The organism is Nonomuraea ferruginea (assembly GCF_039540635.1).
Lineage (GTDB): Bacteria > Actinomycetota > Actinomycetes > Streptosporangiales > Streptosporangiaceae > Nonomuraea > Nonomuraea ferruginea.
In genome coordinates this window covers 185283-211954 of the sequence record NZ_BAABFD010000019.1, presented here as the reverse complement: position 1 = coordinate 211954, position 26672 = coordinate 185283, and the positions used below count along the sequence as shown (strand labels likewise).

The window sequence follows — 26672 nt, the reverse complement described above, 5'->3', positions numbered from 1 at the left end:
TCAACGTCGAGGTGCTCTCCAGCGACGGCATGTCCATCGAGATGCGCGACACCGACGAGGACGTCTTCCGCGCCGCGGAGGAGCTCGGCATCGACCTGTCCCGGCGTGAGCCGAGCAGCGTGGAAGAAGTCTGAGGGGGAGATCGCACAAAATGCTAGACGTCAACTTCTTCGACGAGCTTCGGATCGGGCTGGCGACGGCCGACGACATCCGTCAGTGGTCGCACGGCGAGGTCAAGAAGCCCGAGACCATCAACTACCGGACCCTCAAGCCGGAAAAGGACGGGCTCTTCTGCGAGAAGATCTTCGGCCCGACCCGCGACTGGGAGTGCTACTGCGGTAAGTACAAGCGCGTCCGGTTCAAGGGCATCATCTGTGAGCGCTGCGGCGTCGAGGTGACCCGTGCCAAGGTGCGCCGTGAGCGGATGGGCCACATCGAGCTGGCCGCTCCGGTCACGCACATCTGGTACTTCAAGGGCGTTCCCTCGCGCCTCGGCTACCTGCTCGACCTGGCCCCGAAGGACCTGGAGAAGGTCATCTACTTCGCGGCCTACATGATCACGCAGGTCGACACCGAGATGCGTGAGCGTGACCTGCCCTCGCTGGAGGCGAAGATCTCCGTCGAGCGGCAGCACATCGAGCAGCGGCGAGACGCCGACATCGAGGCCAGGCAGAAGAAGCTCGAAGGCGACCTGGCCGAGCTGGAGGCCGCCGGCGCCAAGGGCGACCAGCGCCGCAAGGTCCGTGAGGGCGCCGAGCGCGAGATGCGCCAGCTCCGTGACCGGGCCCAGCGTGAGCTGGACCGGCTGGAGGAGGTCTGGAGCCGCTTCAAGAACCTCAAGGTCCAGGACCTCGAGGGCGACGAGCTGCTCTACCGCGAGATGCGCGACCGCTTCGGCCGCTACTTCAAGGGCGGCATGGGCGCGCAGGCCATCCAGGACCGGCTCGTCAGCTTCGACCTCGACGCCGAGGCCGAGAACCTGCGCGAGACCATCCGCAGCGGCAAGGGCCAGAAGAAGGCCCGTGCGCTCAAGCGGCTCAAGGTGGTGTCGGCGTTCCTCAACACCACCAACTCGCCGCGCGGCATGGTCCTCGACTGCATCCCGGTCATCCCGCCGGACCTGCGCCCGATGGTGCAGCTCGACGGTGGCCGGTTCGCGACCTCCGACCTGAACGACCTGTACCGCCGGGTCATCAACCGCAACAACCGCCTCAAGCGGCTTCTCGACCTCGGCGCGCCCGAGATCATCGTGAACAACGAGAAGCGGATGCTGCAGGAGGCCGTCGACGCGCTGTTCGACAACGGCCGTCGCGGCCGCCCGGTCACCGGTCCCGGCAACCGGCCACTCAAGTCCCTCAGCGACATGCTGAAGGGCAAGCAGGGTCGGTTCCGCCAGAACCTCCTGGGCAAGCGCGTCGACTACTCCGGCCGTTCGGTCATCGTCGTCGGCCCGCAGCTCAAGCTCCACCAGTGCGGCCTGCCCAAGCAGATGGCGCTGGAGCTGTTCAAGCCGTTCGTGATGAAGCGGCTGGTCGACCTCAACCACGCCCAGAACATCAAGTCCGCCAAGCGGATGGTCGAGCGCGCCCGCCCGGTCGTGTGGGACGTGCTCGAAGAGGTCATCACCGAGCACCCGGTGCTGCTCAACCGCGCGCCCACGCTCCACCGTCTGGGCATCCAGGCGTTCGAGCCGCAGCTCGTGGAGGGCAAGGCCATCCAGATCCACCCGCTCGTCTGCACCGCGTTCAACGCGGACTTCGACGGCGACCAGATGGCCGTGCACCTGCCGCTGTCGGCTGAGGCCCAGGCCGAGGCACGCATCCTGATGCTCTCGACCAACAACATCCTCAAGCCGGCCGACGGCAAGCCCGTGACGATGCCCACCCAGGACATGGTCATCGGCCTCTACTGGCTGACCACCATGAAGGAGGGCGCGCTGGGCGAGGGCCGCGTGTTCGGCTCCGTCGCCGAGGCGCAGATGGCTTTCGACCGCAGCGAGCTCGACATCCAGGCCAAGATCCAGATCAGGCTCAAGGATGTCCTGCCGCCGCGTGACTGGGTCGCGCCCGAGGGCTGGGAGCAGGGCGACCCGATCCGTCTGGAGACGACGTTCGGCCGCTGCCTGTTCAACCAGACGCTGCCGATGAGCTACCCGTTCGTCAACTTCCAGGTCGGCAAGAAGCAGCTGTCCACGATCGTCAACGAGCTGGCCGAGACCTACCCGAAGATCGAGGTCGCCAACTCGCTCGACGCGCTCAAGGACGCCGGCTTCCGCTGGGCGACCCGCTCCGGCGTCACGATCTCGATCGAGGACGTCGTCGCGCCGCCCAACAAGACCGACATCATGGAGAACTACGAGCGCCGCGCCGACAAGGTGCAGCGTGAGTACGAGCGCGGTCTGATCACCGACGAGGAGCGCCGCCAGGAGCTCATCGAGATCTGGACCCACGCCACGGCCGACGTCGAGACCGACATGGTCAACGCCTTCCCGGCGACCAACCCGGTCTGGATGATGGTCAACTCCGGCGCCCGCGGTAACAAGATGCAGGTGCGTCAGATCGCCGGCATCCGCGGCCTGGTGTCCAACACCAAGGGTGAGACGATCCCGCGGCCGATCAAGGCCTCGTTCCGCGAGGGCCTGTCGGTGCTGGAGTACTTCATCTCCACCCACGGACAGCGGAAGGGTCTGGCCGACACCGCGCTGCGCACCGCCGACTCGGGTTACCTCACCCGGCGTCTGGTGGACGTGGCGCAGGACGTCATCGTCCGCGAGATCGACTGCGGCACCGACCGTGCTGTCCCGCTGGCCGTCGGCGAGCGCGACATCTCGGGCAACCTGGTCAAGGCCGAGAACGCCGAGTCCAACGTGCACGGCCGCATCCTGGCCGAGGACGTCGAGGTCGACGGCAAGGTCGTCGTGGCGGCGGGTGTCGACATCAACGACATCCACGTCACCAAGCTGGTCGAGGCCGGCGTCGAGACCGTCCGCACCCGCAGCGCGCTCGTCTGCGAGGCGAAGATCGGTGTCTGCGCCACCTGCTACGGCCGCTCGCTGGCGACCGGCAAGCTCGTGGACGTCGGCGAGGCGGTCGGCATCATCGCCGCCCAGTCGATCGGTGAGCCCGGCACGCAGCTGACGATGCGTACCTTCCACACCGGTGGTGTGGCGGGCGCCGACATCACCCACGGTCTGCCCCGAGTCCAGGAGCTGTTCGAGGCGCGCATCCCCAAGGGTGTCGCCCCGATCTCCGAGGCGGAGGGCCGGGTCCGCATCGACGAGACCGACAAGGCGCGCAAGGTCGTCATCGTCCCGGACGACGGCTCCGAGGAGATCGCCTACCCGGTGTCGATGCGGTCGCGTCTGCTGGTCTCCGAGGGCGAGCGCGTCAAGGTCGGCCAGCAGCTGGTGGCCGGTGCGGTCAACCCCAACGAGGTGCTGCGCATCCTCGGCCCGCGGGCCGTGCAGCTGCACCTGGTGGCGGAGGTCCAGCAGGTCTACCGCTCGCAGGGTGTGTCGATCCACGACAAGCACATCGAGATCATCGTGCGGCAGATGCTCAAGCGCGTGAACGTGCTCGAGTCCGGTGACACCGACCTGCTGCCCGGAGAGCTCGTCGAGCGGCCGCGGTTCGAGCTCATCAACCGCGAGACCGTCGCCGAGGGCGGCGGCCCGGCGGCCGGACGCCCGGTGCTCATGGGCATCACCAAGGCGTCGCTGGCCACCGAGTCCTGGCTGTCGGCGGCCTCCTTCCAGGAGACCACCAGGGTCCTGACGGACGCGGCGATCCACGCCAAGTCCGACTCGCTCCTGGGCCTGAAGGAGAACGTCATCATCGGTAAGCTCATCCCGGCCGGCACGGGCATGCCCCAGTACCGCAACATCCGGGTCGAGCCGACCGAGGAGGCCAAGGCCGCCATGTACACCGTGGGCGGCTACGACGGCTCCGCGGCCGACTACACGTTCGGCACCGGCAGCGGCGAGGCAGTGCCGCTGGAGGAGTACGACTTCGGTCAGTACAACCGGTAACGAGCCACAGGCGAGCGCCCGGGCCCCTCGAAGGAGGGCCCGGGCGCTCGCTCGTTCCCGCCCTCTTCCCCCGCACGGAGGGTCGCGCGTACGGGGGAGCGCGAAGTCGTCATCTGCCCGTCGGGGGATGTTCTTGGTATGGTCGGCAGCAGACCAGATCTCGCTATATCATGAGGCGCGAGCAGTAGCCGGGCCTCTGGTGGGATGGACCGCGCGACACCCGGAGCGACAAGGCTTCCGAGCCTAGTCGCGGCGTTTTGACGTGTCGCGAGGTCCTGGTAACCTGGACCATCGTGCCCGTAGTTTGCGGGCTCTCGATCGTGCGCTCTTCAATGGCAGCGCAGGTCGGCTTCCTAGCTCGTAGTCCTCGTGGATGTGTCGGTGCGAACAGCGCGACACGCCCGAGCGCGGGGGCGTGGAGGCAAGGACAATTCGCAGGTCATGACACCGGCAGCACCTGCGAATTGCACAACTGACGTAACACCGGCCAGGCACGAAACGGAGTGGCAGTGCCCACTATTCAGCAGTTGGTCCGCAAGGGCCGGCAGGACAAGGTCTCCAAGACCAAGACTCCTGCCCTCAAGGGGAGTCCGCAGCGGCGCGGTGTGTGCCAGCGCGTTTACACCACGACCCCGAAGAAGCCCAACTCGGCCCTGCGCAAGGTGGCCCGTGTGCGGCTCACCAACGGCATCGAGGTCACGGCCTACATCCCCGGTGTGGGCCACAACCTGCAGGAGCACTCCATCGTGCTCGTGCGTGGCGGTCGTGTGAAGGACCTGCCGGGTGTTCGCTACAAGATCATCCGTGGTTCGCTCGACACCCAGGGTGTCCGCAACCGCAAGCAGGCCCGTAGCCGCTACGGCGCGAAGAAGGAGAAGAGCTAACTATGCCTCGCAAGGGTTCTCCTGGCCGCCGTCAGCTCATGGCTGACCCGGTTTACAGCTCCCCGCTGGTCACCGCCCTGATCAACAAGGTGCTTCTTGACGGCAAGCGCTCCATCGCGCAGTCGATCGTCTACGGCGCCCTTGAGGGCTGCAGGGACAAGACGGGCAACGACCCGGTCGTCACCCTCAAGCGTGCGCTCGACAACGTCAAGCCCACCCTCGAGGTTCGCAGCCGCCGCGTCGGTGGCGCGACCTACCAGGTGCCGGTCGAGGTGCGCGCCGCGCGCAGCACCACCCTGGCGCTGCGCTGGCTGGTGCAGTACTCCCGGGCCCGCCGCGAGAAGACCATGACCGAGCGCCTGATGAACGAGCTCCTCGATGCCAGCAACGGTCTCGGGGCGAGCGTGAAGAAGCGCGAGGACACCCACAAGATGGCCGAGTCCAACAAGGCCTTCGCCCACTACCGCTGGTAACCCCGGCGGGTTCGACGAGACGACGAGGACGCGAAGAAAGTGGCCACCACGACCGCACTTGACCTGGCCAAGGTCCGCAACATCGGGATCATGGCCCATATCGACGCGGGCAAGACCACCACGACCGAGCGCATCCTGTTCTACACCGGCATCAACTACAAGATCGGCGAGACCCACGAGGGCTCGGCGACGATGGACTGGATGGAGCAGGAGCAGGAGCGCGGCATCACGATCACGTCCGCCGCGACCACCTGTAGCTGGGACGGTCACACGATCAACATCATCGACACCCCGGGCCACGTCGACTTCACCATCGAGGTGGAGCGTTCGCTGCGTGTCCTCGACGGCGCCGTGGCCGTTTTCGACGGTGTCGCGGGTGTCGAGCCCCAGTCGGAGACGGTGTGGCGTCAGGCAGACGGCTACAACGTCCCCCGCATCTGTTTCGTGAACAAGATGGACCGCGTCGGCGCGGAGTTCCACCGCTGCGTCGACATGATGATCACCCGGCTGGCCGCGACGCCGGCCGTCGTCCAGCTTCCGTGGGGCGTCGAGGCCGACTTCAAGGGCGTCATCGACATCATCAGGATGAAGGGCCTCATCTGGAGCGCCGAGGCGGCCAAGGGCGAGATGTACGACACCGTCGACATCCCGGCCGACCACGCCGAGGCCGCTCGTGAGTGGCGCGACAAGCTGGTCGAGACCGTCGCGGAGAACGACGACGAGCTGATGGAGCTCTACCTCGAGGGCACCGAGCCCACCGAGGAGCAGCTGGTGGCGGCGCTGCGCCGCGCCACGCTGTCGGGCGCCGTCAACCCGGTGCTGTGCGGCACCGCGTTCAAGAACAAGGGCGTGCAGCCCCTGCTCGACGCGATCGTCGCCTACCTGCCGGCGCCGACCGACATCCCCGCCATCAAGGGCCACGCGGTCGGCGACGAGAGCACCGCGGTCGAGCGTCACGCCGACCCGAAGGAGCCGTTCTCGGCTCTGGCGTTCAAGATCGCCAGCGACCCGCACCTGGGGAAGATCACCTACATCCGCATCTACTCGGGCACGCTCGAGGCCGGTTCACAGGTCGTCAACTCTGTGAAGGGCAAGAAGGAGCGGATCGGCAAGATCTACCAGATGCACGCCAACAAGCGCGAGGAGCGCTCGTCGGCGATCGCCGGGCAGATCGTCGCGGTGATGGGCCTGAAGGACACCACCACCGGCGACACCCTGTCCGACCCGGTCAAGCAGGTCGTGCTCGAGTCGATGACGTTCCCGGCTCCGGTCATCAACGTCGCGATCGAGCCCAAGACCAAGGGCGACCAGGAGAAGCTGTCGACCGCGATCCAGCGGCTGGCCGAGGAGGACCCGTCCTTCCAGGTCCGCCGTGACGAGGAGACCGGCCAGACCGTCATCTGGGGGATGGGCGAGCTCCACCTCGAGATCCTGGTCGACCGGATGCGCCGCGAGTTCAAGGTCGAGGCGAACGTCGGCCGTCCGCAGGTCGCCTACCGCGAGACCATCCGCCGCAAGGTGGAGAAGGTCGACTACACCCACAAGAAGCAGACCGGTGGTTCCGGTCAGTTCGCGCGGGTCATCATCGACCTGGAGCCGCTGGGCGAGGGCAACGACGGTTACGAGTTCGAGAACAAGGTCACGGGTGGTCGCGTGCCGCGGGAGTACATCCCGTCGGTCGACGCGGGCGCCCAGGAGGCCGCCGAGTTCGGCGTGCTGGCCGGCTACCCGATGGTGGGCGTGAAGGTGACGCTCCAGGACGGTGCCGCGCACGACGTCGACTCCTCGGAGATGGCGTTCAAGATCGCCGGCTCGATGGCCTTCAAGGAGGCCGCGCGCAAGGCTGATGCCGTGCTCCTCGAGCCGATGATGGCCGTCGAGGTCACCACGCCCGAGGACTACATGGGTGACGTCATCGGTGACCTCAACGGTCGCCGGGGGCAGATCCAGGCGATGGACGAGCGGGCCGGCGCCCGCGTCGTCAAGGCGCTCGTGCCGCTGTCTGAGATGTTCGGCTACGTGGGTGACCTGCGTAGCAAGACGCAGGGGCGGGCGAGCTACAGCATGCAGTTCGACTCCTACTCGGAGGTGCCCCCGGGCATCGCCAAGGAGATCGTCGCGAAGGCCCGGGGCGAATAGTTCCCGGTCCCTGGCGGGACGGTGCGAGCCGTCCCGCCGCCTAGGGGTTCGGGAACACCCGGGCCCGAGTGTGCAGACGAAAGTCAGTCAGATTCTCAAGGAGAGAACCAGTGGGCAAGGCCAAGTTCGAGCGGACAAAGCCGCACATGAACATCGGCACCATTGGGCATATCGACCACGGTAAGACCACACTGACCGCGGCGATCACCAAGGTGCTCCACGACCGTTTCCCCGAGCTGAACGCCGCGACGCCGTTCGACAAGATCGACAAGGCGCCGGAGGAGAAGGCCCGCGGCATCACGATCTCGATCTCGCACGTCGAGTACCAGACCGAGAAGCGCCACTACGCGCACGTCGACTGCCCCGGTCACGCGGACTACGTGAAGAACATGATCACCGGTGCCGCTCAGATGGACGGCGCCATCCTCGTGGTCGCCGCCACCGACGGCCCGATGCCGCAGACGAAGGAGCACGTCCTCCTGGCCCGCCAGGTCGGCGTCCCCTACATCGTCGTGGCCCTCAACAAGTCCGACATGGTGGACGACGAGGAGATCCTGGAGCTCGTCGAGCTCGAGGTGCGCGAGCTCCTGTCCGCTCAGGAGTTCCCCGGCGACGACCTGCCCGTCATCCGCGTCTCCGCGCTCAAGGCTCTTGAGGGCGACGAGAAGTGGGCCGACAGCATCGTCGAGCTGATGAACGCCGTCGACGAGAACGTCCCCGAGCCCCCGCGTGAGACGGAGAAGCCGTTCCTCATGCCGGTCGAGGACGTCTTCTCGATCACCGGTCGCGGTACCGTCGTCACCGGTCGTATCGAGCGCGGCATCGTCAAGGTCAACGAGCAGGTCGACATCATCGGCATCAAGCCGGAGAAGACGACCACCACCGTCACCAGCATCGAGATGTTCAACAAGATGCTCGACGAGGGCCACGCCGGTGACAACGCCGCGCTGCTGCTCCGCGGCATCAAGCGCGACGACGTCGAGCGCGGCCAGTGCATCATCAAGCCGGGCACGACCACCCCGCACACCGAGTTCACCGGCCAGGTCTACATCCTGTCCAAGGACGAGGGCGGCCGCCACACGCCGTTCTTCAACAACTACCGCCCGCAGTTCTACTTCCGTACGACTGACGTGACCGGTGTGGTGAACCTCCCCGAGGGCACCGAGATGGTCATGCCGGGCGACAACACCGAAATGCGCGTTGAGCTGATCCAGCCCATCGCCATGGAGGAAGGCCTGAAGTTCGCGATCCGTGAGGGTGGCCGCACCGTCGGCGCCGGCCGGGTCGTGAAGATCATCAAGTAGCACGACCGCGGGGCGGCGGCCGGCCTCCTGGAGGGGCCGGCCGCCACACCACGAACGGGGCGGGCGGCCGCGAGGCGGCCCGGCCCGGGCACCACGGGAAAGCCGTGATTCAGCAGTGGCTTCGGGGCAACGACCGAAGTAACTGCCGGATCACGGAAGAAAAGGCAGATCACACGCGTCTGCTCGTGGGGCCACGCACTGAACAGCGGCACAAGCCGCACGATACTTTTTCTGACGACAGCGAAGGACACCGAGGCCACTATGGCGGGACAGAAGATCCGCATCCGGCTTAAGGCCTATGACCACGAGGTCATCGACGTTTCGGCCAAGAAGATCGTCGAGACGGTGACGCGGACTGGCGCGAAGGTCGCGGGCCCGGTGCCGCTGCCGACCGAGAAGAACGTGTACTGCGTCATCCGCTCGCCGCACAAGTACAAGGACAGCCGCGAGCACTTCGAGATGCGTACGCACAAGCGGTTGATTGACATCATCGACCCGACGCCCAAGACCGTCGACTCGCTCATGCGGCTCGACCTCCCCGCGGGCGTCGACATTTCGATCAAGCTCTGAGGGAACGCACTGACATGGCTAAGACGATCAAGGGCGTCCTGGGCAAGAAGCTCGGCATGACCCAGGTCTTCGACACGGACAACCGGCTGGTTCCGGTGACCGTGGTCGAGGCCGGTCCGTGCGTGGTGACCCGCGTCCGCAGCGCCGAGAAGGACGGCTACTCCGCCATCCAGCTCGGTTACGGGCAGGTCGACCCGCGGAAGGTCAACAAGCCGCTCGGCGACTACCTGCGTAAGCACGACATCACCCCGCGCCGTTACTTCGCGGAGATCCGCACCGACGACGCGAGCGACTACACCCTCGGCCAGGAGCTGCTGGCCGACACCTTCGAAGCCGGCCAGTTCGTCGACGTGACGGGCAAGAGCAAGGGCAAGGGCTTCGCCGGTGTGATGAAGCGTCACGGCTTCGGTGGTCTGGGCGCGTCGCACGGTACGCAGCGCAAGCACCGGTCGCCGGGTTCCATCGGTGGCTGCGCCACCCCGGGCCGTGTATTCAAGGGCCTGCGCATGGCGGGGCGGATGGGTAACGTCCGCACGACTGTGCAGAGCCTCAAGGTTCACGCCGTGGACGCCGAGAAGGGTCTCATCCTGATCAAGGGTGCGATTCCGGGCGCCAACGGCAGCCTGGTCCTCGTCCGCACCGCTGCCAAGAAGGGGGCCGCGAAGTGACCAGCATCGACGTGCTCGACGCGAGCGGCGCCAAGACCGGCTCCGTCGAGCTGCCTGACGAGATCTTCGGCGCGAAGGTCAACATCCCGCTGATCCACCAGGTCGTGGTGGCCCAGCAGGCGGCGCGCCGGCAGGGCACGCACAAGGCCAAGAGCCGCGGCGAGGTTCGCGGTGGCGGCAAGAAGCCGTACCGGCAGAAGGGCACCGGCCGCGCCCGTCAGGGCTCGACCCGTGCGCCGCAGTTCACCGGCGGTGGCGTCGTCCACGGTCCGGTGCCGCGCGACTACTCGCAGCGGACGCCCAAGAAGATGAAGGCCGCCGCGCTGCGTGGCGCCCTGTCCGACAGGGCGGCCGCGGGCCGCGTCCACGTGGTGAGCAGCCTGGTCGACGGCGAGACGCCGAAGACCAAGGCGGCCCTGCAGGCGCTGCGCGCCATCACCGAGGCCAGGTCCGTGCTCGTCGTGGTCGACGAGGACGACGAGATGACCTGGCTGAGCCTGCGCAACGCGCCGGAGGTCCACCTGCTGGACTCCGGGCAGCTCAACACCTACGACGTGCTCTGCAACGACGCCGTGGTCTTCACGCAGGAGGCGTACGACCAGGTCGTGGCCCGGCTGTCGGAGGGCGCTCGCACTGAGAAGGAAGACGCCTGATGGACAACACCGGTCAGCCGGTCGCCCGTAAGACGACCATGGAGCGGGTCTCCGACCCGCGCGACGTCATCATCAAGCCGGTGGTCTCCGAGAAGAGCTACGGCCTGATCGACGAGAACAACAAGTACACGTTCCTGGTGAGGAACACCGCGAACAAGACGCAGATCAAGATCGCGGTGGAGAAGATCTTCGGGGTCAAGGTCACCGGGGTGAACACGATCAACCGGCAGGGCAAGCGCAAGCGGACCCGCACCGGTTTCGGTAAGCGTCCCGACACCAAGCGCGCGATCGTGAGCTTGGCCGAGGGCGATCGGATCGACATCTTCGGTCAGATCGGCTGACCCGCGGGGGGCGCTGCTCCCCGCGATCCCCCCGGGGTCGCCGTCGGCGACGCGGGTGGGGTGCTCTGCACGTATCGCCGGTTCGAGACCCGCGGCTCCGAGGTCAGGGGCCGCGGGCGGGAACCGGCGGTGACACAAGAGATCCAGTTCTCTGGAGCTGGATTCCGACGAAGGATGAACGAAAAAGATGGGCATCCGTAAGTACAAGCCGACGACTCCGGGTCGCCGCGGGGCGAGTGTCTCGGACTTTTCCGAGATCACCCGCAGCACGCCCGAGAAGTCGCTGCTTGCACCCCTTCACGGTAAGGGCGGCCGTAACGTACACGGCCGGGTCACCGCTCGCCACCAGGGCGGCGGTCACAAGCGCGCCTACCGGATCATCGACTTCCGCAGGCATGACAAGGACGGCATTCCGGCCAAGGTCGCTCACATCGAGTACGACCCCAACCGCACCGCCAATATCGCGCTGCTGCACTACGCCGACGGCGAGAAGCGCTACATCATCGCGCCGACCGGCCTCAAGCAGGGCGACCGCATCGAGAACGGCCCCGGGGCCGACATCAAGCCGGGCAACTGCCTGCCGCTGCGCAACATCCCGACAGGTACTTTCATCCACGCGGTGGAGCTCCGTCCGGGCGGCGGCGCCAAGCTCGGCCGCTCCGCCGGCGCGCAGATCCAGCTGCTCGCCAAGGAGGGCCAGTACGCCACGCTGCGTATGCCCTCGGGCGAGATGCGCATGGTCGACGTGCGCTGCCGCGCGACGGTGGGTCAGGTCGGCAACGCCGAGCAGGCCAACATCAACTGGGGCAAGGCCGGCCGCATGCGGTGGAAGGGCAAGCGCCCGACCGTCCGCGGTGTCGCCATGAACCCCGTCGACCACCCGCACGGTGGTGGTGAGGGCAAGACCTCCGGTGGTCGCCACCCGGTGAACCCCAAGGGCAAGCCCGAGGGCCGCACCCGCCAGCCCAACAAGGCCAGCGACCGCCTGATCATTCGCCGGCGTAGCAAGAAGAAGCGGTAGGAGCAGCCAGAATGCCACGTAGCCTTAAGAAGGGTCCTTTCGTCGACGATCACCTTCAGAAGAAGGTGGACGCGCAGAACGAGAAGGGCACCAAGAACGTCATCAAGACGTGGTCGCGGCGCTCCATGATCGTTCCCGACATGCTCGGGCACACGATCGCCGTGCACGACGGCCGCAAGCACGTCCCGGTGTTCGTCACCGAGTCGATGATCGGCCACAAGCTCGGAGAGTTCGCCCCGACGCGGACCTTCCGCAGCCACGTCAAGGAAGACCGCCGCAGCCGGCGATAGACAGCCTTCAGAAGTCAGAGGAGTAAGCGATGGAAGCCAGGGCTCAGGCGCGGTTCGTCCGCGTCACGCCCCAGAAGGCCCGCCGCGTGGTGGACCTTATTCGCGGGCTGCCCGCTTCGGAGGCGCAGGCCGTGCTGCAGTTCGCTCCCCAGTCGGCGAGCGAGCCGATCTACAAGGTGCTCTCGAGCGCGGTGGCGAACGCGGAGCACAATTTCGATCTCGACCCTCAGACGCTGGTCGTCAGCCGCGCGTGGGTCGACGAGGGCCCGACGCTGAAGCGGTTCCGTCCGCGTGCTCAGGGTCGTGCCTATCGGATCAACAAGCGGACGAGCCACATCACCGTGATCGTGGAGTCCCGCGAGCCGAAGGGAAGGACCCGATAGTGGGCCAGAAGGTTAACCCGCACGGGTTCCGCCTCGGCATCACGACCGACTTCAAGAGCCGGTGGTACGCCGACAAGCTTTACAAGTCGTACGTGGCCGAGGACGTGGCGATCCGTCGCATGCTGCAGAAGGGCATGGAGCGGGCCGGCATCTCCAAGGTGGAGATCGAGCGTACGACCGACCGCGTCCAGGTCGACATCCACACCGCGCGTCCGGGCATCGTCATCGGCCGCCGCGGCGCGGAGGCCGACCGCATCCGCGGCGACCTGGAGAAGCTGACCAAGAAGCAGGTCCAGCTCAACATCCTCGAGGTGAAGAACCCCGAGACCGACGCCCAGCTCGTCGCGCAGGGCGTGGCCGAGCAGCTGTCCAGCCGCGTCTCGTTCCGTCGTGCCATGCGCAAGGCCATGCAGTCGGCGATGAAGAGCGGCGCCAAGGGCATCCGGGTGCAGTGCTCGGGCCGTCTCGGCGGTGCTGAGATGTCGAGGTCGGAGTTCTACCGCGAGGGCCGGGTGCCGCTGCACACGCTCCGCGCGGACATCGACTACGGCTTCTACGAGGCCCGTACCACCTTCGGCCGGATCGGCGTGAAGGTGTGGATCTACAAGGGCGAGGCGGCGACCAGTCGCGCCGAGCGTGAGGCCGCCGCTGCCGGCGCCCGCGCCGGTCAGCGCCGCGAGCGGGACGACCGCAGGGGCGGCGGCGACCGTCCGCGTCGTTCCGGTGGTGCCCGTCGCGGTGGCCGTGGCGACCGCGCCCCCAGGACTGAGGCGGCCGCGCAGGCTGCCCCCGAGACCGGCCCGGCCGCGCAGCCGGGTGCTGAAGGGAGCTGACCATGCTGATCCCGCGCAGGGTCAAGCACCGCAAGCAGCACCGGCCTGACCGCAGCGGAGCCGCCAAGGGCGGCACCAGGGTCGTGTTCGGCGAGTACGGCATTCAGGCGATTGAGCACTCTTACGTGACCAACCGCCAGATCGAGTCCGCTCGTATCGCCATGACCCGTCACATCCGCCGTGGTGGGAAGGTGTGGATCAACATCTACCCCGACCGTCCCCTCACCAAGAAGCCTGCCGAGACCCGCATGGGTTCCGGTAAGGGTTCGCCGGAGTGGTGGATCGCCAACGTCAAGCCCGGACGCGTGATGTTCGAGCTGTCCGGCGTGGGCGAGACGGTCGCGCGTGAGGCGCTTCAGCGCGCGATCCACAAGCTGCCGATGAAGTGCAAGATTGTTAAGCGTGAAGTGGGTGAGGCGTGATGGCTAAGGGCCTGACCGCCGGAGAGCTGCGTGTGGAGGACCAGGACACCCTGGTCCAGAAGCTGAAGGAGGCGAAGGAGGAACTGTTCAACCTCCGCTTCCAGGCGGCGACCGGTCAGTTGGAGAGCCACGGGCGGCTGCGTGCCGTCCGCCGCGAGATCGCCCGTATCTACACCGTGATGCGCGAGCGCGAGCTGGGCATCGTCACGGTCGAGAAGGAGACGAGCGATGGCTGAGACCGAGACCACCGGCACCACCGAGACGGACGCCGAGCGCGACCGCAACTTCCGTAAGGTCCGTGAGGGCCTGGTCGTCAGCGACAAGATGGACAAGACCGTCGTCGTCGCCGTCGAGGACCGGGTCAAGCACCGCCTGTACGGCAAGGTCATCCGCCGTACGACCAAGTACAAGGCGCACGACGAGTCCAACGCCTGCGGCGTGGGCGACCGTGTGCTTCTGATGGAGACCCGCCCCCTCTCCGCCACCAAGCGGTGGAGGGTCGTGGAGATCCTCGAGAAGGCCAAGTAGGTTTTCTCGGATATACCGCGCCTCGTGGGGGTCACTCCCCATGACGGCGTCCAAGGACGCGAGGCCGTCAGGCCTCGCGTCGCCTGCGGTGCGGCCCCAGGAGCGGCTGCTCCGGGCTTCTGAACCTGAGGGTTCAGGGGGCCCGGGGCGCGGCCCCTGCGGGTTCGTGGCCGGGGGACCAAGACCATATCGGGTTCCGCCAGGCTCGGGCGGGGGCTTGCCTCCGTCCGAGAACCGGCGCGACTAACAGGAGTCAACGTGATCCAGCAGGAGTCGCGGCTCAAGGTCGCCGACAACACGGGTGCCAAGGAGATTCTCTGCATCCGTGTGCTCGGCGGCTCGGGCCGACGCTACGCCGGTATCGGCGACGTCATCGTCGCCACTGTCAAGGACGCCCTCCCGGGCAGCACGGGCGTCAAGAAGGGCGATGTCGTCAGGGCCGTCATCGTCCGCACCGCCAAGGAGCGCCGCCGGCCCGACGGCTCCTACATCCGCTTCGACGAGAACGCCGCCGTCATCATCAAGGACAGCGGCGACCCTCGTGGCACCCGTATCTTCGGCCCGGTCGGCCGTGAGCTGCGCGACAAGAAGTTCATGCGCATCATCTCGCTCGCTCCGGAGGTGCTGTAATGCCGAAGCTGCATGTGAAGAAGGGTGACCTCGTCGCCGTCATCGCCGGCAAGGACAAGGGCGCCAAGGGCCGGATCATCGCCACGCTCCCGCGCGAGGACCGCGTGGTGGTCGAGGGCGTCAACATGATCAAGAAGCACACCAAGGAGACCAACCAGGGTCCGCGTGGCGCCAAGTCGGGCGGCGTGCAGACCATGGAGGCTCCCATCCACGTGAGCAACGTGAAGAAGCTCAAGGACGACAGCCCGAAGGACAAGCCCGCCGACAAGAAGGCCGAGCAGGCCGACGAGACGGGTGAGGACAGCTGATGACTGCTACGACCACCGAGACCGAGCGCCCGACGCCGCGCCTCAAGACGAAGTACCGCGAGGAGATCGCGGCCAAGCTTCGCGAGGAGTTCGGCATCGAGAACGTCATGCAGATCCCCGGCCTGGTGAAGATCAAGGTCAACATGGGTGTCGGCGAGGCGGCCCGCGACTCGAAGCTGATCGAGGGCGCCGTCCGCGACCTGACCGTGATCACCGGCCAGAAGCCGGCCGTCGTCCGGGCCCGCAAGTCCATCGCCCAGTTCAAGCTGCGCGAGGGCATGCCGATCGGCGCGCACGTCACTCTCCGCGGTGACCGCATGTGGGAGTTCCTCGACCGGCTGCTGTCGCTCGCGCTGCCGCGCATCAGGGACTTCCGCGGCCTGTCGCCGAAGCAGTTCGACGGCAACGGCAACTACACGTTCGGCCTGACCGAGCAGGTCATGTTCCACGAGGTCGACCAGGACAAGGTCGACCGGCCCAGGGGCATGGACATCACGGTCGTGACCACCGCGAAGAACGACGACCAGGGCCGGGCGCTGCTCAAGCTTCTCGGCTTCCCCTTCAAGGAGGCCTGATCCAGATGGCGAAGAAGTCGCTGATCGCCAAGGCAGGGCGCAAGCCGAAGTTCCAGGTGCGCGCCTACACCCGCTGCTCGCGCTGCGGGCGTCCGCGCGCCGTCTACCGGAAGTTCGGCCTGTGCCGCGTGTGCTTCCGTGAGATGGCCCACCGGGGCGAGCTGCCTGGCATCACCAAGTCCAGCTGGTAGTTACCCTTGGGGGGCGGCGCGTGAGTCGCCCCCTTCGGGCGACCGCCCGCCGCACATATCTGTAAACATCAAAATCGGGAGCTCTCGCCGAGGGTTCCCATGACCACGCCGAAGGTCCACCGGCAGAGCAGTGCACTCCACTGACACTCGGCCGACTGGAAACCGCGGCGAGGAAGGCCACTGGCCATGACGATGACCGACCCGATCGCAGACATGCTCACACGTCTGCGTAATGCGAACTCGGCTTACCACGACAGCGTGTCGATGCCGTACTCGAAGATCAAGGCGCACATCGCCGAGATCCTCCAGCAGGAGGGCTACATCCAGGCCTGGAGCGTCGAAGACGCCAAGGTCGGCAAGAACCTCGTGGTGGAGCTCAAGTTCGGGCCGAGCCGTGAGCGTTCGCTGGCGGGCCTGCGCCGGGTTTCCAAGCCTGGTCTGCGGGTCTATGCGAAGAAGGACAACCTGCCTCGAGTCCTGGGCGGACTGGGCGTCGCGATCATCTCGACGTCCCACGGTCTCATGACCGACAAGCAGGCCGGCAAGCGTGGTGTGGGCGGGGAAGTCCTCGCCTACGTCTGGTAGAGGGGAGGAACACAGCATGTCACGTATCGGACGGCTGCCCATCCCTGTGCCCAGTGGCGTAGACATCACGATCGACGGCCAGGATGTCCAGGTCAAGGGCCCGAAGGGCACGCTCACTCACACGGTCGCGGAGCCCATCAAGGTGGGCCGCGACGACGACGGCGCCATCCAGGTCTCCCGTCCCAACGACGAGAACAAGGTCCGCGCTCTGCACGGGCTGTCGCGGACGCTGATCGCCAACATGGTGCAGGGCGTCACGCAGGGCTACTCCAAGTCCCTGGAGATCGTCGGCGTCGGTTACCGCGTCCAGGCCAAGGGCCCGACGCAGCTGGAGTTCTCGCTGGGCTTCAGCCACCCGGTCATCGTGGACGCCCCCCAGGGCGTCACCTTCCGCGTCGAGAAGCCGACCCTGTTCCACGTGGACGGCATCGACAAGCAGAAGGTCGGCGAGGTCGCCGCCAACATCCGCAAGCTGCGCAAGCCCGACCCGTACAAGGGCAAGGGCGTGCGCTACCAGGGCGAACAGATCCGCCGCAAGGTCGGAAAGGCTGGTAAGTAGGCATGGCTCCGAAGACTGCGTTCGGCAAGCACACGGCTGCCCGCACCGTCTCGCGGGCCCGCCGTCACCGCCGCGTCCGCAAGCAGGTCGTCGGTACGACCCAGCGTCCGCGCCTGGTCGTCAACCGCTCGACCCGCCACATGTTCGTCCAGATCGTGGACGACACCGTCGGGCACACGCTGGTGAGCGCGTCCACCATGGACCCCTCGCTGCGTGCGCTGGAGGCGGACAAGACCGAGAAGGCGAAGAAGGTCGGCGAGCTCCTCGCTCAGCGGGCCAAGGAAGCCGGGATCACCGCTGTCGTGTTCGACCGCGGTGGCAACCGCTACGCCGGCCGCATCGCGGCTCTGGCGGACAGCGCTCGCGAAGGCGGGCTCGAGTTCTGATGGCAACTGAGAAGAGGAACCACTGATGGCTGCAGCTCCGCGTCGCGGTGGCGGCACCGGTGGCGAGCGGCGGGACCGTCGTGACGACCGCCGCGGCGGCGCCGCCGACAAGGGCGTCTCGTACATCGAGCGCGTAGTGAAGATCAACCGAGTGGCCAAGGTCGTGAAGGGTGGTCGTCGCTTCAGCTTCACCGCCCTCGTCGTCGTCGGCGACGGCAACGGCATGGTCGGCGTCGGCTATGGCAAGGCCAAGGAAGTCCCGGCCGCCATCGCCAAGGGCGTCGAAGAGGCGAAGAAGCACTTCTTCAAGGTGCCTCGGATCCAGGGCACGATCCCGCACACGGTGCAGGGCGAGGAGGCGGCCGGTGTCGTCTTCCTGCGGCCGGCGTCCGCCGGTACCGGCGTCATCGCCGGTGGCCCGGTGCGCGCGGTCCTGGAGTGCGCCGGCATCCACGACGTGCTGTCGAAGTCGCTCGGCTCCGACAACCCGATCAACATCGTGCACGCCACCGTGGCGGCTCTGAAGGGCCTTTCCCGGCCCGAGGAGATCGCCGCCCGTCGTGGCCTGCCGATCGAGGACGTGGCTCCGGCTCGCATGCTCAAGGCCCAGCGCGAGGGTATCGCCGAGGCCGCGGCAGCGAAGGCGGTGAGCTAGTCGTGGCACGCCTGAAGATCACTCAGGTTCGCTCGAAGATCGGTGGCAAGCAGAACCAGCGTGACTCGCTGCGTTCGCTTGGCCTGAAGCGGATCGGCGACGTCGTCGTCAAGGAGGACAGGCCCGAGATTCGCGGCATGGTCTCCGTGGTGACGCACCTCGTCGAGGTGGAAGAGGTCGACTAGTCATGACTGACAAGGCTCCGCTCAAGATTCACGACCTGCGTCCTGCTCCCGGTGCCAACAAGCCGAAGACCCGCAAGGGCCGCGGCGAGGCGTCGAAGGGCAAGACCGCCGGTCGCGGCACCAAGGGCAGTCGCGCCCGCACGACCGTCCCCCTCGGTTTCGAGGGTGGTCAGGTGCCGCTGCAGAGGCGTCTGCCGAAGCTCAAGGGCTTCTCCAACGCCCTGTTCAAGACGACCTACCAGGTCGTCAACCTGGACAAGCTCGGTGAGCTGTTCCCCGAGGGTGGCGACGTCACCGTCGAGGCGCTGGTGGCCAAGGGCGCTGTCCGCAAGAACCAGCCGGTCAAGGTGCTGGGCACCGGGGAGATCTCGGTCGCGGTGAACGTGCAGGCGCATGCCTTCTCGAACACCGCGAAGGAGAAGATCGCCGCTGCCGGTGGCTCCGTGACCGAGCTGTAAGAGCAATTACGAGGCGTGGGGGCTCTGACAATGGGCCCCCACGCGCGTAGTGCGTTAGAGTTCGCGAGACGGCAGGATTCTGTCCTGCTCGATTGACCTGAGACTCAGATGGCAGACCCCCGCTCCATCGCATACTCACATCGCCTTATAGGCGCGCAGGAGGGACCGTGCTGACCGCGTTTACCCGGGCGTTCCGGACGCCGGACCTGCGCAAGAAGTTGCTCTTCACCCTGGGCATCATCGCGCTGTTCCGTCTCGGCTCGGTACTTCCGACTCCGGGCGTTCACGTTCAGAATCTGGCGGCCTGCTTCGACCAGGCCCGTGAAGGCGCCAACGGAAACATCTACGGAATGGTGCAGCTGTTCAGCGGCGGCGCCCTTCTGAAACTTTCGGTGTTCGCTCTCGGCATCATGCCGTACATCACCGCGAGCATCATCCTGCAGCTGCTGGTGGTCGTGATCCCACGACTGGAAGCGCTGAAGAAGGAAGGCCAGTCAGGCCAGACGAAGATCACTCAGTACACCCGTTACCTGACCGTCGGTCTCGGTGTCCTGCAGTCGACCGCCTTCATCGCCCTGGCCCGCTCCGGTCAGCTGTTCCCGAACTGCCAGTCGAACGTCCTCATCAACCCCGACAACGTCTTCCAGATCGTGACCATGGTCCTCATCATGACCGCGGGCACGTCTGTGATCATGTGGCTGGGCGAGCTCATCACCGACCGCGGTGTCGGCAACGGCATGTCCGTGCTGATCTTCGCCTCGGTCGTCGCCATCTTCCCGTCGGAGATGGCCAACATCTTCCAGGCGAACAAGTTCACCTTCGCGGCCGTGCTCGTGATCGGTGTGTTCATCGTCGCCGCGGTCGTCTTCGTCGAGCAGGCGCAGCGCCGCATCCCGGTGCAGTACGCCAAGCGGATGGTCGGGCGCCGCATGTACGGCGGCACGTCCACCTACATCCCGCTGAAGGTCAACCAGGCCGGCATCATCCCGCTCATCTTCGCGTCCTCGCTGCTCTACCTGCCGCAGCTGGTCGTCTCGCTGTTCGCGAACGCGGAGGAGCCCAACACGGTCGTGCAGTGGATCTCGCAGAACCTCGCCACCGGCGACACGCCGATCTACATGGTGACGTTCTTCCTCCTGATCGTGTTCTTCACCTACTTCTACGTGTCCATCACCTTCAACCCCACTGAAGTGGCCGACAACATGAAGAAGTACGGTGGGTTCATTCCGGGCATCCGTCCGGGGAGGCCTACGGCCGAGTACCTCAACTTCGTGCTCAACCGTCTGACCACCCCCGGTGCGCTCTATCTGGGTCTGATCTCCATGATCCCGATTTTCGCGCTCGCGGTGTCCGGAGCGAGCCAGAACTTCCCGTTCGGAGGTGCGACCATTCTGATCATGGTTGGTGTCGGTCTGGACACGGTCAAGCAAATCGAGAGCCAGCTGCAGCAGCGTAATTACGAAGGCTTCCTGCGGTAGTGCGTCTCGTTCTAGTCGGGCCCCCTGGAGCGGGTAAAGGGACTCAGGCCCAGTTCATCGCATCTAACCTGTCCATCCCGAAGATTTCGACAGGTGACATCTTCCGTGCCAACGTCTCCGGGGGCACGGAGCTCGGCAAACTCGCCAAAACCTACATGGATCGTGGTGACCTGGTGCCTGACGAGGTCACCATCGCCATGGTCCGTGACCGCCTCTCGGAGGACGACGCGCAGGACGGGTTCCTGCTCGACGGCTTTCCGCGCAACGTGCCCCAGGCCGAGATTCTCAAGAAGATGCTCGCCGACTGGGGCCAGGGTCTCGACCTGGTGCTGGAGCTCGTGGTCGACGACGACGAGGTGGTCAGGCGGCTGGCGGGCCGGCGCACGTGCAGCCAGTGCGGGCGCATCTGGCATGTGGAGTTCGACGACAAGCAGGACGACTTGTGCGATGCCTGCGGTGGCACGCTGTTCCAGCGTGACGACGACAAAGAGGAGACCGTCAGGCACCGCCTGGAGGTCTATCAGGAGCAGACCGCTCCGCTGATCAACTTCTACGCCGACGAAGGCATCCTGGTCGGCGTGGACGCCACGGGCCCGGTCGAGGAGGTCACCCAGCGAGCCATGGACGCGATCCGTCCTTTCCTGGGGTAGCACCACAGACCATTCGCGGAGGTGGCACGGTTGTCCGTGCCACCTCGCGGCTATTGTGGGGGGAATTGGGCTCCCATGTTGCCCGTTGAAGCCCTTGGGGGTGCCGTACGTGTTCAAACGAAACAAGCATGGAATTCAGGTCAAGTCCGCTGAGCAGCTGGAAAAGATGCGCGCTGCCGGCCTGGTGGTCGGGCGCACACTCGAACTGCTGAAGCGGTCGGTCGAGCCGGGTATGACCCCGCTCGACCTGGATGTCATCGCCGAGAAGGCGATCAGGGACGAGGGCGCTATCCCGTCCTTCAAGGGCTACCAGGGCTTCCCCGCGACGATCTGCGCGTCGGTGAACAACGAGGTGGTCCACGGGATCCCCACCGAGGCGCGCAAGCTGCGCGAGGGCGACATCATCTCGATCGACTGCGGCGCCATCCTCGACGGCTGGCACGGCGACTCGGCCGTCACGGTCCCGGTGGGCGAGGTCGAGCCGAAGCTGCTGGAGCTGATCCGTATCACCGAGGAGGCGATGTGGGCCGGCATCAGGACGCTCAGCCCCGGCCGCCATCTCTCCGACATCGGCCACGCGATCGAGCGGTACGTCAAGTCGCAGGGCAGGTTCGGCATCCCGCCTGAGTACGGCGGCCATGGCATCGGCACCGAGATGCACATGGACCCGTGGATCGCCAACCACGGCAAGGCCGGCCGCGGCCCGGTCATGGAGGCCGGCATGTGCCTGGCCATCGAGCCCATGGTCAACCTGGGTTCGGAGCGCACCCGCGTGCTGGGCGACGACTGGACCGTGGTGACCGTCGACGGCAAGCCGTCCGCGCACTTCGAACACAGCGTCGCGGTGACACATAATGGTCCTTGGGTGCTCACTGCTCTTGATGGGGGCAAAGAGCGCCTTTCGCAGCCGTAGACCCGAGCCCGGGAGTGGGAATGGCGCAGAGCCCCGAGATGCGCGCGTCCGACGTCGACCGTGACCGGGTGGCAGCCCTGCTGCGCGAGCACACCGCACAGGGCCGCATCACCATGGACGAGTTCAACGAGCGGCTGGAGGAGCTCTACAAGAGCAGGACCTACGGCGACCTGGCCAAGCTGACCGCCGACCTGCCCGACGTCGACCTGCGCAACCTCCCCGCCAAGATCCCTCAGCAGGAGGTCCCCGCGCGCCGCATGCATCCCGGGATGATGGCCGCCTGGAGCGCGTGGGCCGCCGCCAGCTCGATCAACTGGGTCATCTGGCTCATCGTCAGCGTCACGTCGGGTGACTTCGTCTACCCGTGGCCGCTGTGGGTGATGGGTCCCTGGGGCGCGATTCTGCTGGTGAGCACGATTTTCGGAGACGGCAAGCAGCGGAAGTAGACGCCTCCATCTGTGCACTAGTGCGCTCTGCGTATTCGTCCACAGAACGAAACCGCGCGGATTCCTAACGTGAACGGTGTCGAGAAACACCACTCACGGAGGAAATGAAATGCGCAAGGTCTTTGCGGCAGCCGCTCTCGCCGGTTCGATGGCCCTCACCGGTCTCGCCCTCGCTCCCGCCGCCCAGGCGGCCTCGGCGCCGGCCACCACGCAGGCGGCCTCCGCCACCGCCGGCAAGTGGGGCAAGTACTACTCCAGCAACAGGAAGGCCTACACCTACGGCCAGACCTGGAAGTCGGGCGGCAAGGTCTACACGAAGTGGTACGGCAAGGAGTCCACGTCCAGGCACGGCTACGTCTGGTTCCGGTACGAGTACAAGAGCGGCAAGATCGGCAAGCACTTCTACCGCTGGAACGGCTCCCACAAGCACATCTGGAGCAAGCGGGACATCAAGAAGCTCTACACCTACACCTGCTGGGGCGGCCCCACCAAGTACTGCGGCGCCGTGCACCGCATCTACTGACCGTGAGCCCAGGAAGGCCCGCCGCTCCCCGGCGGGCCTTCCGTCGTGCCGGGGGTCATCACGTACGGGCGCGCGGGGGAAGACGGCCCGAGGCGGTAGGAGGGTCGGGTAGACTGGCGAGTGGTTGTGTCGGGACATCTGGCGCGCGTTTTCGCGTTTTCCGCCATGGTGCCGTACACTTCTTTGTCGGCTCACTAAGACTGTCACGCGTCGGCGGCCCTTGCCGGTCGCCGCTCTCTCCGAAGCGTGAGGTCGCGGCTGCTAGTGAACCGGAGCCTCAGACGATCGATCAGTGAAACGCGAGGGATTTTGGCCAAGAAAGACGGCGCCATCGAGATCGAGGGCACTGTGGTTGAGTCGCTCCCGAACGCCATGTTCCGGGTGCAGCTCGACAACGGCCATAAGGTCCTGGCCCACATCAGCGGACGGATGCGGATGCACTACATCCGGATTCTGCCGGACGACCGGGTAGTCGTGGAACTGAGCCCCTATGACCTCAGTCGTGGGCGGATCGTCTACCGATACAAATAAGACGTCTGAGGACATAAAGGACAATGAAGGTAAAGCCGAGCGTCAAGAAGATCTGCGACAAGTGCAAGGTTATTCGCCGGCACGGTCGCGTCATGGTGATCTGCGACAACCTGCGCCACAAGCAGCGCCAGGGCTAGTCGCCGCAAGGCTTCTCCGAGTCCGCCCCGATCAGGGTGCGGGCTCGACGCATGAGAAGTCTGCAACGTAAGCGCGTGTCACACCCGGGCAGGCAGGTCTCGTCAGAGACCTGGACCACTCGGGAGACCCCCGGTCGGAGGCCGGGGCCCTCCACCCCGGGCATGGGGAGGGGAAGTGGCGCGCAAGACCTCCGCCACAACGAAGGAGAATGCCCGCCATGGCTCGCCTGGTTGGCGTCGACCTCCCCCGCGACAAGCGGCTGGAGATCGCTCTCACCTACATCTACGGCATCGGCCGCACCCGCGCCCAGGAGATTCTCCAGGCCACCGGTGTGAGCCCCGACCTGCGTGTGCACCAGCTCTCCGACCAAGAGCTCGTCCCGATGCGTGACTACATCGAGGCGAACTTCAAGATCGAGGGTGACCTGCGCCGCGAGGTCCAGGCCGACATCCGTCGCAAGATCGAAATCGGTTGCTACCAGGGCATTCGGCACCGCAAGGGCCTGCCCGTCCACGGTCAGCGCACGCAGACCAACGCGCGCACCCGCAAGGGCAAGAAGAAGACCGTGGCCGGCAAGAAGAAGCCTGGCAAGAAGTAGTCCACAGCCGCGGACCGAAGACCTCAGGAGTTGAAGGCAAGCAATGCCTCCTAAGAGCCGTCAGGGCGCGCCGAAGAAGGTGCGCCGCAAGGAAAAGAAGAACGTCGCTCACGGGCACGCCCACATCAAGAGCACGTTCAACAACACGATCGTCTCGATCACCGACCCCAACGGGAACGTGATCTCCTGGGCCAGCGCGGGCCACGTGGGTTTCAAGGGCTCCCGTAAGTCCACCCCGTTCGCCGCTCAGATGGCCGCCGAGAACGCCGCCCGCCGCGCCATGGAGCACGGCATGCGCAAGGTCGACGTCTTCGTGAAGGGTCCCGGCTCCGGCCGTGAGACCGCGATCCGCTCCCTCCAGGCCACCGGCCTCGAGGTGGGTTCGATCCAGGACGTCACCCCGGTTCCGCACAACGGTTGCCGGCCGCCGAAGCGCCGCCGCGTCTGAATTAGCCCAGGAGATACAGAGAAATGGCTCGTTACACGGGCGCGGACTGCAAGCTCTGCCGCCGGGAGAAGACCAAGCTCTTCCTCAAGGGCAGCAAGTGTGAGTCCGCCAAGTGCCCCATCGAGATCCGTCCTTACCCGCCGGGTGAGCACGGCCGCGGACGCCCCAAGGAGTCCGAGTACCAGCTTCAGCTTCGCGAGAAGCAGAAGACCCGCCGCATCTACGGCGTCCTCGAGAAGCAGTTCCGCAACTACTACGAGGAAGCCGCCGGCAAGAGCGGCAAGTCGGGCGAGAACCTCCTCCAGATCCTGGAGAGCCGCCTCGACAACGTCGTCTACCGCGCCGGTTTCGCACAGTCGCGCGACGCCGCCCGCCAGCAGGTCCGCCACGGCCACGTCATGGTCAACGGCAAGAAGGTGGACATCCCGTCCTACCGCGTGCGCGAGCACGACATCGTCGAGGTGCGCGAGACCAAGCGCAACCTGATGCCGTACGAGGTCGCCCGCGCCACCGCCGGCGAGCGCACGGTCCCGGCCTGGCTGGGCGTCGTGCCCGACAAGCTCCGCATCCTAGTGCACCAGCTGCCTGTCCGGCAGCAGATCGACACCCAGGTGCAGGAGCAGCTGATCGTCGAGTACTACTCGAAGTAGTCACTCGCCTTCCTGGTTCTCGTACGGATCCCGTACGAGAACTAGGCTGTTCATCGGAGTGGCGTCATATAGCGGGCGCCACACGAAAAAAGGGGAGACCCACTCATGCTGATCGCTCAGCGCCCGACTCTTCTCGAAGAGTCCATCGACGAGACGCGTTCCCGGTTCGTCATCGAGCCGCTGGAGCCGGGCTTCGGTTACACCATCGGCAACTCGCTCCGCCGCACGCTGCTGTCGTCCATTCCGGGCGCCGCCGTGACGAGCATCCGGATCGAGGGAGTGCTGCACGAGTTCTCGACCGTTCCCGGGGTCAAGGAAGACGTCACCGACATCATCCTCAACCTCAAGGAGCTCGTCGTCTCCTCCGAGCACGACGAGCCGGTCGTGATGTACCTGCGCAAGCAGGGCCCGGGTGAGGTCACCGCCGCCGACATCGCGCCGCCCGCCGGTGTCGAGGTGCACAACCCCGAGCTGCGCATCGCCACGCTCAACAGCAAGGCGAAGCTCGAGATGGAGCTGACGGTCGAGCGCGGCCGCGGCTACGTCTCCGCCGCGCAGAACAAGCAGCCCGGCCAGGAGATCGGCCGCATCCCGATCGACTCCATCTACTCGCCGGTTCTCAAGGTCACCTACAAGGTCGAGGCGACCCGAGTCGAGCAGCGCACCGACTTCGACCGCCTCATCCTCGACGTCGAGACCAAGCCGGCCATGAAGCCCCGCGACGCGGTGGCCTCCGCCGGTAAGACCCTCGTCGAGCTCTTCGGCCTGGCCCGCGAGCTCAACGTCGAGGCCGAGGGCATCGACATCGGCCCGTCGCCGACCGACGCCGCCCTGGCCGCCGACCTGGCGCTGCCGATCGAGGAGCTCAACCTCACCGTCCGCTCGTACAACTGCCTCAAGCGCGAGGGCATCCACACCGTGGGCGAGCTGGTCGCGCGGAGCGAGCAGGACCTGCTCGACATCCGCAACTTCGGCGCCAAGTCGATAGAGGAAGTCAAGCAGAAGCTGCACGAGATGTCGCTGGCGCTCAAGGACTCCCCGCCCGGGTTCGACCCGAGCGCGGTGGCCGGCGGTGGCTACGACGACGACGACAGCGCGTACGTCGAGACCGAGCAGTACTGACCCGCACGGGGTCCCGCGCAGGGGCCCTTCGCGGTTGGCGGGAATCACGGATGGTTTCCGTTGAGGGCGCGCCGGCGGATCTCGCCGGCGCGGCCTTCGCATCGCGG

At 66.3% G+C, this 26672-nt stretch carries 37 protein-coding genes; all 37 read left to right on the top strand.

Going from position 1 to position 26672, the window contains the following annotated elements; genetic code table 11:
• Nucleotides 1-151: 151 nt before the first annotated feature.
• The 37 genes from ABD999_RS32565 (at nt 152) to ABD999_RS32385 (ending at nt 26565) form a co-directional block, all read left to right on the top strand.
• The gene (locus ABD999_RS32565; RefSeq protein WP_271274679.1) at nt 152-4027 is read left to right on the top strand and encodes a DNA-directed RNA polymerase subunit beta'; all 3876 of its coding nucleotides are present in this window, start codon (nt 152-154) and stop codon (nt 4025-4027) included.
• 509 nt (nt 4028-4536) lie between these two features.
• Nucleotides 4537-4911: a 30S ribosomal protein S12 gene (rpsL, locus tag ABD999_RS32560; RefSeq protein ID WP_020542315.1), complete on the top strand. Its 375-nt coding sequence runs from the start codon at nt 4537-4539 to the stop codon at nt 4909-4911.
• 2 nt (nt 4912-4913) lie between these two features.
• Entirely contained in the window at nt 4914-5384 is a 471-nt protein-coding gene (gene rpsG, locus ABD999_RS32555; RefSeq protein ID WP_055505082.1) for a 30S ribosomal protein S7, read from the top strand.
• Nucleotides 5385-5474: 90 nt separating this feature from the next.
• A complete protein-coding gene (gene fusA, locus ABD999_RS32550) occupies nt 5475-7523 on the top strand; it encodes an elongation factor G (RefSeq protein WP_378525323.1) in 2049 nt (682 codons plus the stop codon).
• Nucleotides 7524-7633: 110 nt separating this feature from the next.
• The gene (gene tuf / locus ABD999_RS32545; RefSeq protein WP_219545096.1) at nt 7634-8827 is read left to right on the top strand and encodes an elongation factor Tu; all 1194 of its coding nucleotides are present in this window, start codon (nt 7634-7636) and stop codon (nt 8825-8827) included.
• Between the two features lie 261 nt (nt 8828-9088).
• Nucleotides 9089-9397: a 30S ribosomal protein S10 gene (rpsJ, locus tag ABD999_RS32540; RefSeq protein WP_030912931.1), complete on the top strand. Its 309-nt coding sequence runs from the start codon at nt 9089-9091 to the stop codon at nt 9395-9397.
• A gap of 14 nt (nt 9398-9411) precedes the next feature.
• On the top strand, nt 9412-10065 hold the full coding sequence (gene rplC, locus ABD999_RS32535; protein ID WP_148036778.1) for a 50S ribosomal protein L3: 654 nt from the start codon (nt 9412-9414) through the stop codon (nt 10063-10065).
• Nucleotides 10062-10718: a 50S ribosomal protein L4 gene (gene rplD, locus ABD999_RS32530; protein ID WP_148036779.1), complete on the top strand. Its 657-nt coding sequence runs from the start codon at nt 10062-10064 to the stop codon at nt 10716-10718. The genes rplC and rplD overlap by 4 nt, the downstream gene beginning before the upstream one ends.
• 38 nt (nt 10719-10756) lie before the next feature.
• Nucleotides 10757-11059, top strand: a complete 303-nt coding sequence (gene rplW, locus ABD999_RS32525; RefSeq protein ID WP_148037290.1) for a 50S ribosomal protein L23 — start codon at nt 10757-10759, stop codon at nt 11057-11059.
• 187 nt (nt 11060-11246) lie between these two features.
• The gene (gene rplB / locus ABD999_RS32520; RefSeq protein ID WP_148036780.1) at nt 11247-12080 is read left to right on the top strand and encodes a 50S ribosomal protein L2; all 834 of its coding nucleotides are present in this window, start codon (nt 11247-11249) and stop codon (nt 12078-12080) included.
• 11 nt (nt 12081-12091) lie between these two features.
• Nucleotides 12092-12370, top strand: a complete 279-nt coding sequence (gene rpsS / locus ABD999_RS32515) for a 30S ribosomal protein S19 (RefSeq protein WP_030451498.1) — start codon at nt 12092-12094, stop codon at nt 12368-12370.
• A 29-nt stretch (nt 12371-12399) separates the two neighbouring features.
• Complete coding sequence (gene rplV / locus ABD999_RS32510; RefSeq protein ID WP_148036781.1) at nt 12400-12753, top strand: 50S ribosomal protein L22; 354 nt, start codon at nt 12400-12402, stop codon at nt 12751-12753.
• On the top strand, nt 12753-13586 hold the full coding sequence (rpsC, locus tag ABD999_RS32505; protein ID WP_148036782.1) for a 30S ribosomal protein S3: 834 nt from the start codon (nt 12753-12755) through the stop codon (nt 13584-13586). Before rplV ends, rpsC begins: the two co-directional genes overlap by 1 nt.
• Before the next feature lie 2 nt (nt 13587-13588).
• The gene (gene rplP / locus ABD999_RS32500) at nt 13589-14008 is read left to right on the top strand and encodes a 50S ribosomal protein L16 (protein ID WP_148036783.1); all 420 of its coding nucleotides are present in this window, start codon (nt 13589-13591) and stop codon (nt 14006-14008) included.
• Nucleotides 14008-14244, top strand: a complete 237-nt coding sequence (gene rpmC / locus ABD999_RS32495; RefSeq protein WP_080047279.1) for a 50S ribosomal protein L29 — start codon at nt 14008-14010, stop codon at nt 14242-14244. Before rplP ends, rpmC begins: the two co-directional genes overlap by 1 nt.
• Nucleotides 14237-14536 carry a 30S ribosomal protein S17 gene (gene rpsQ, locus ABD999_RS32490; protein ID WP_148036784.1) on the top strand — a complete coding sequence of 100 codons (300 nt, stop codon included), beginning with the start codon at nt 14237-14239 and terminating at the stop codon, nt 14534-14536. The genes rpmC and rpsQ overlap by 8 nt, the downstream gene beginning before the upstream one ends.
• A gap of 258 nt (nt 14537-14794) precedes the next feature.
• A complete protein-coding gene (gene rplN / locus ABD999_RS32485; protein WP_148036785.1) occupies nt 14795-15166 on the top strand; it encodes a 50S ribosomal protein L14 in 372 nt (123 codons plus the stop codon).
• Between the two features lie 8 nt (nt 15167-15174).
• Complete coding sequence (gene rplX, locus ABD999_RS32480; RefSeq protein WP_219545196.1) at nt 15175-15474, top strand: 50S ribosomal protein L24; 300 nt, start codon at nt 15175-15177, stop codon at nt 15472-15474.
• Nucleotides 15474-16049, top strand: a complete 576-nt coding sequence (gene rplE, locus ABD999_RS32475) for a 50S ribosomal protein L5 (RefSeq protein WP_148036787.1) — start codon at nt 15474-15476, stop codon at nt 16047-16049. Before rplX ends, rplE begins: the two co-directional genes overlap by 1 nt.
• 5 nt (nt 16050-16054) lie before the next feature.
• Nucleotides 16055-16240 (top strand): type Z 30S ribosomal protein S14, encoded by a 186-nt coding sequence (locus ABD999_RS32470; RefSeq protein ID WP_132337023.1) that lies wholly within the window; start codon nt 16055-16057, stop codon nt 16238-16240.
• 186 nt (nt 16241-16426) lie between these two features.
• A complete protein-coding gene (rpsH, locus tag ABD999_RS32465) occupies nt 16427-16825 on the top strand; it encodes a 30S ribosomal protein S8 (protein WP_148036788.1) in 399 nt (132 codons plus the stop codon).
• Nucleotides 16826-16841: 16 nt separating this feature from the next.
• Nucleotides 16842-17384 (top strand): 50S ribosomal protein L6, encoded by a 543-nt coding sequence (rplF, locus tag ABD999_RS32460; protein WP_148036789.1) that lies wholly within the window; start codon nt 16842-16844, stop codon nt 17382-17384.
• Nucleotides 17385-17386: 2 nt separating this feature from the next.
• On the top strand, nt 17387-17770 hold the full coding sequence (gene rplR / locus ABD999_RS32455) for a 50S ribosomal protein L18 (protein WP_148036790.1): 384 nt from the start codon (nt 17387-17389) through the stop codon (nt 17768-17770).
• A gap of 25 nt (nt 17771-17795) precedes the next feature.
• Nucleotides 17796-18425, top strand: a complete 630-nt coding sequence (rpsE, locus tag ABD999_RS32450; protein WP_132509678.1) for a 30S ribosomal protein S5 — start codon at nt 17796-17798, stop codon at nt 18423-18425.
• A gap of 2 nt (nt 18426-18427) precedes the next feature.
• Nucleotides 18428-18610 carry a 50S ribosomal protein L30 gene (gene rpmD, locus ABD999_RS32445; protein ID WP_080043226.1) on the top strand — a complete coding sequence of 61 codons (183 nt, stop codon included), beginning with the start codon at nt 18428-18430 and terminating at the stop codon, nt 18608-18610.
• Between the two features lie 2 nt (nt 18611-18612).
• Nucleotides 18613-19068: a 50S ribosomal protein L15 gene (gene rplO, locus ABD999_RS32440; protein ID WP_148036791.1), complete on the top strand. Its 456-nt coding sequence runs from the start codon at nt 18613-18615 to the stop codon at nt 19066-19068.
• Between the two features lie 167 nt (nt 19069-19235).
• Entirely contained in the window at nt 19236-20546 is a 1311-nt protein-coding gene (secY, locus tag ABD999_RS32435) for a preprotein translocase subunit SecY (RefSeq protein WP_148036792.1), read from the top strand.
• Nucleotides 20546-21196, top strand: coding sequence for an adenylate kinase (locus ABD999_RS32430; RefSeq protein WP_148036793.1), 651 nt, complete (start codon nt 20546-20548; stop codon nt 21194-21196). The genes secY and ABD999_RS32430 overlap by 1 nt, the downstream gene beginning before the upstream one ends.
• 109 nt (nt 21197-21305) lie before the next feature.
• Nucleotides 21306-22109, top strand: a complete 804-nt coding sequence (gene map, locus ABD999_RS32425; protein WP_148036794.1) for a type I methionyl aminopeptidase — start codon at nt 21306-21308, stop codon at nt 22107-22109.
• 20 nt (nt 22110-22129) lie between these two features.
• Entirely contained in the window at nt 22130-22555 is a 426-nt protein-coding gene (locus ABD999_RS32420) for a DUF1707 SHOCT-like domain-containing protein (protein WP_219545098.1), read from the top strand.
• 109 nt (nt 22556-22664) lie between these two features.
• Nucleotides 22665-23078 (top strand): hypothetical protein, encoded by a 414-nt coding sequence (locus ABD999_RS32415; RefSeq protein ID WP_271274680.1) that lies wholly within the window; start codon nt 22665-22667, stop codon nt 23076-23078.
• A 309-nt stretch (nt 23079-23387) separates the two neighbouring features.
• Complete coding sequence (infA, locus tag ABD999_RS32410; protein WP_012887858.1) at nt 23388-23609, top strand: translation initiation factor IF-1; 222 nt, start codon at nt 23388-23390, stop codon at nt 23607-23609.
• Between the two features lie 23 nt (nt 23610-23632).
• A complete protein-coding gene (gene rpmJ, locus ABD999_RS32405) occupies nt 23633-23746 on the top strand; it encodes a 50S ribosomal protein L36 (RefSeq protein ID WP_003956441.1) in 114 nt (37 codons plus the stop codon).
• Nucleotides 23747-23964: 218 nt separating this feature from the next.
• Entirely contained in the window at nt 23965-24345 is a 381-nt protein-coding gene (gene rpsM / locus ABD999_RS32400) for a 30S ribosomal protein S13 (protein ID WP_148036797.1), read from the top strand.
• A 43-nt stretch (nt 24346-24388) separates the two neighbouring features.
• Nucleotides 24389-24793 (top strand): 30S ribosomal protein S11, encoded by a 405-nt coding sequence (rpsK, locus tag ABD999_RS32395; protein WP_020542285.1) that lies wholly within the window; start codon nt 24389-24391, stop codon nt 24791-24793.
• 23 nt (nt 24794-24816) lie between these two features.
• Nucleotides 24817-25443: a 30S ribosomal protein S4 gene (gene rpsD, locus ABD999_RS32390; protein WP_148036798.1), complete on the top strand. Its 627-nt coding sequence runs from the start codon at nt 24817-24819 to the stop codon at nt 25441-25443.
• 105 nt (nt 25444-25548) lie between these two features.
• The gene (locus ABD999_RS32385; protein ID WP_055506403.1) at nt 25549-26565 is read left to right on the top strand and encodes a DNA-directed RNA polymerase subunit alpha; all 1017 of its coding nucleotides are present in this window, start codon (nt 25549-25551) and stop codon (nt 26563-26565) included.
• Nucleotides 26566-26672: the final 107 nt, after the last annotated feature.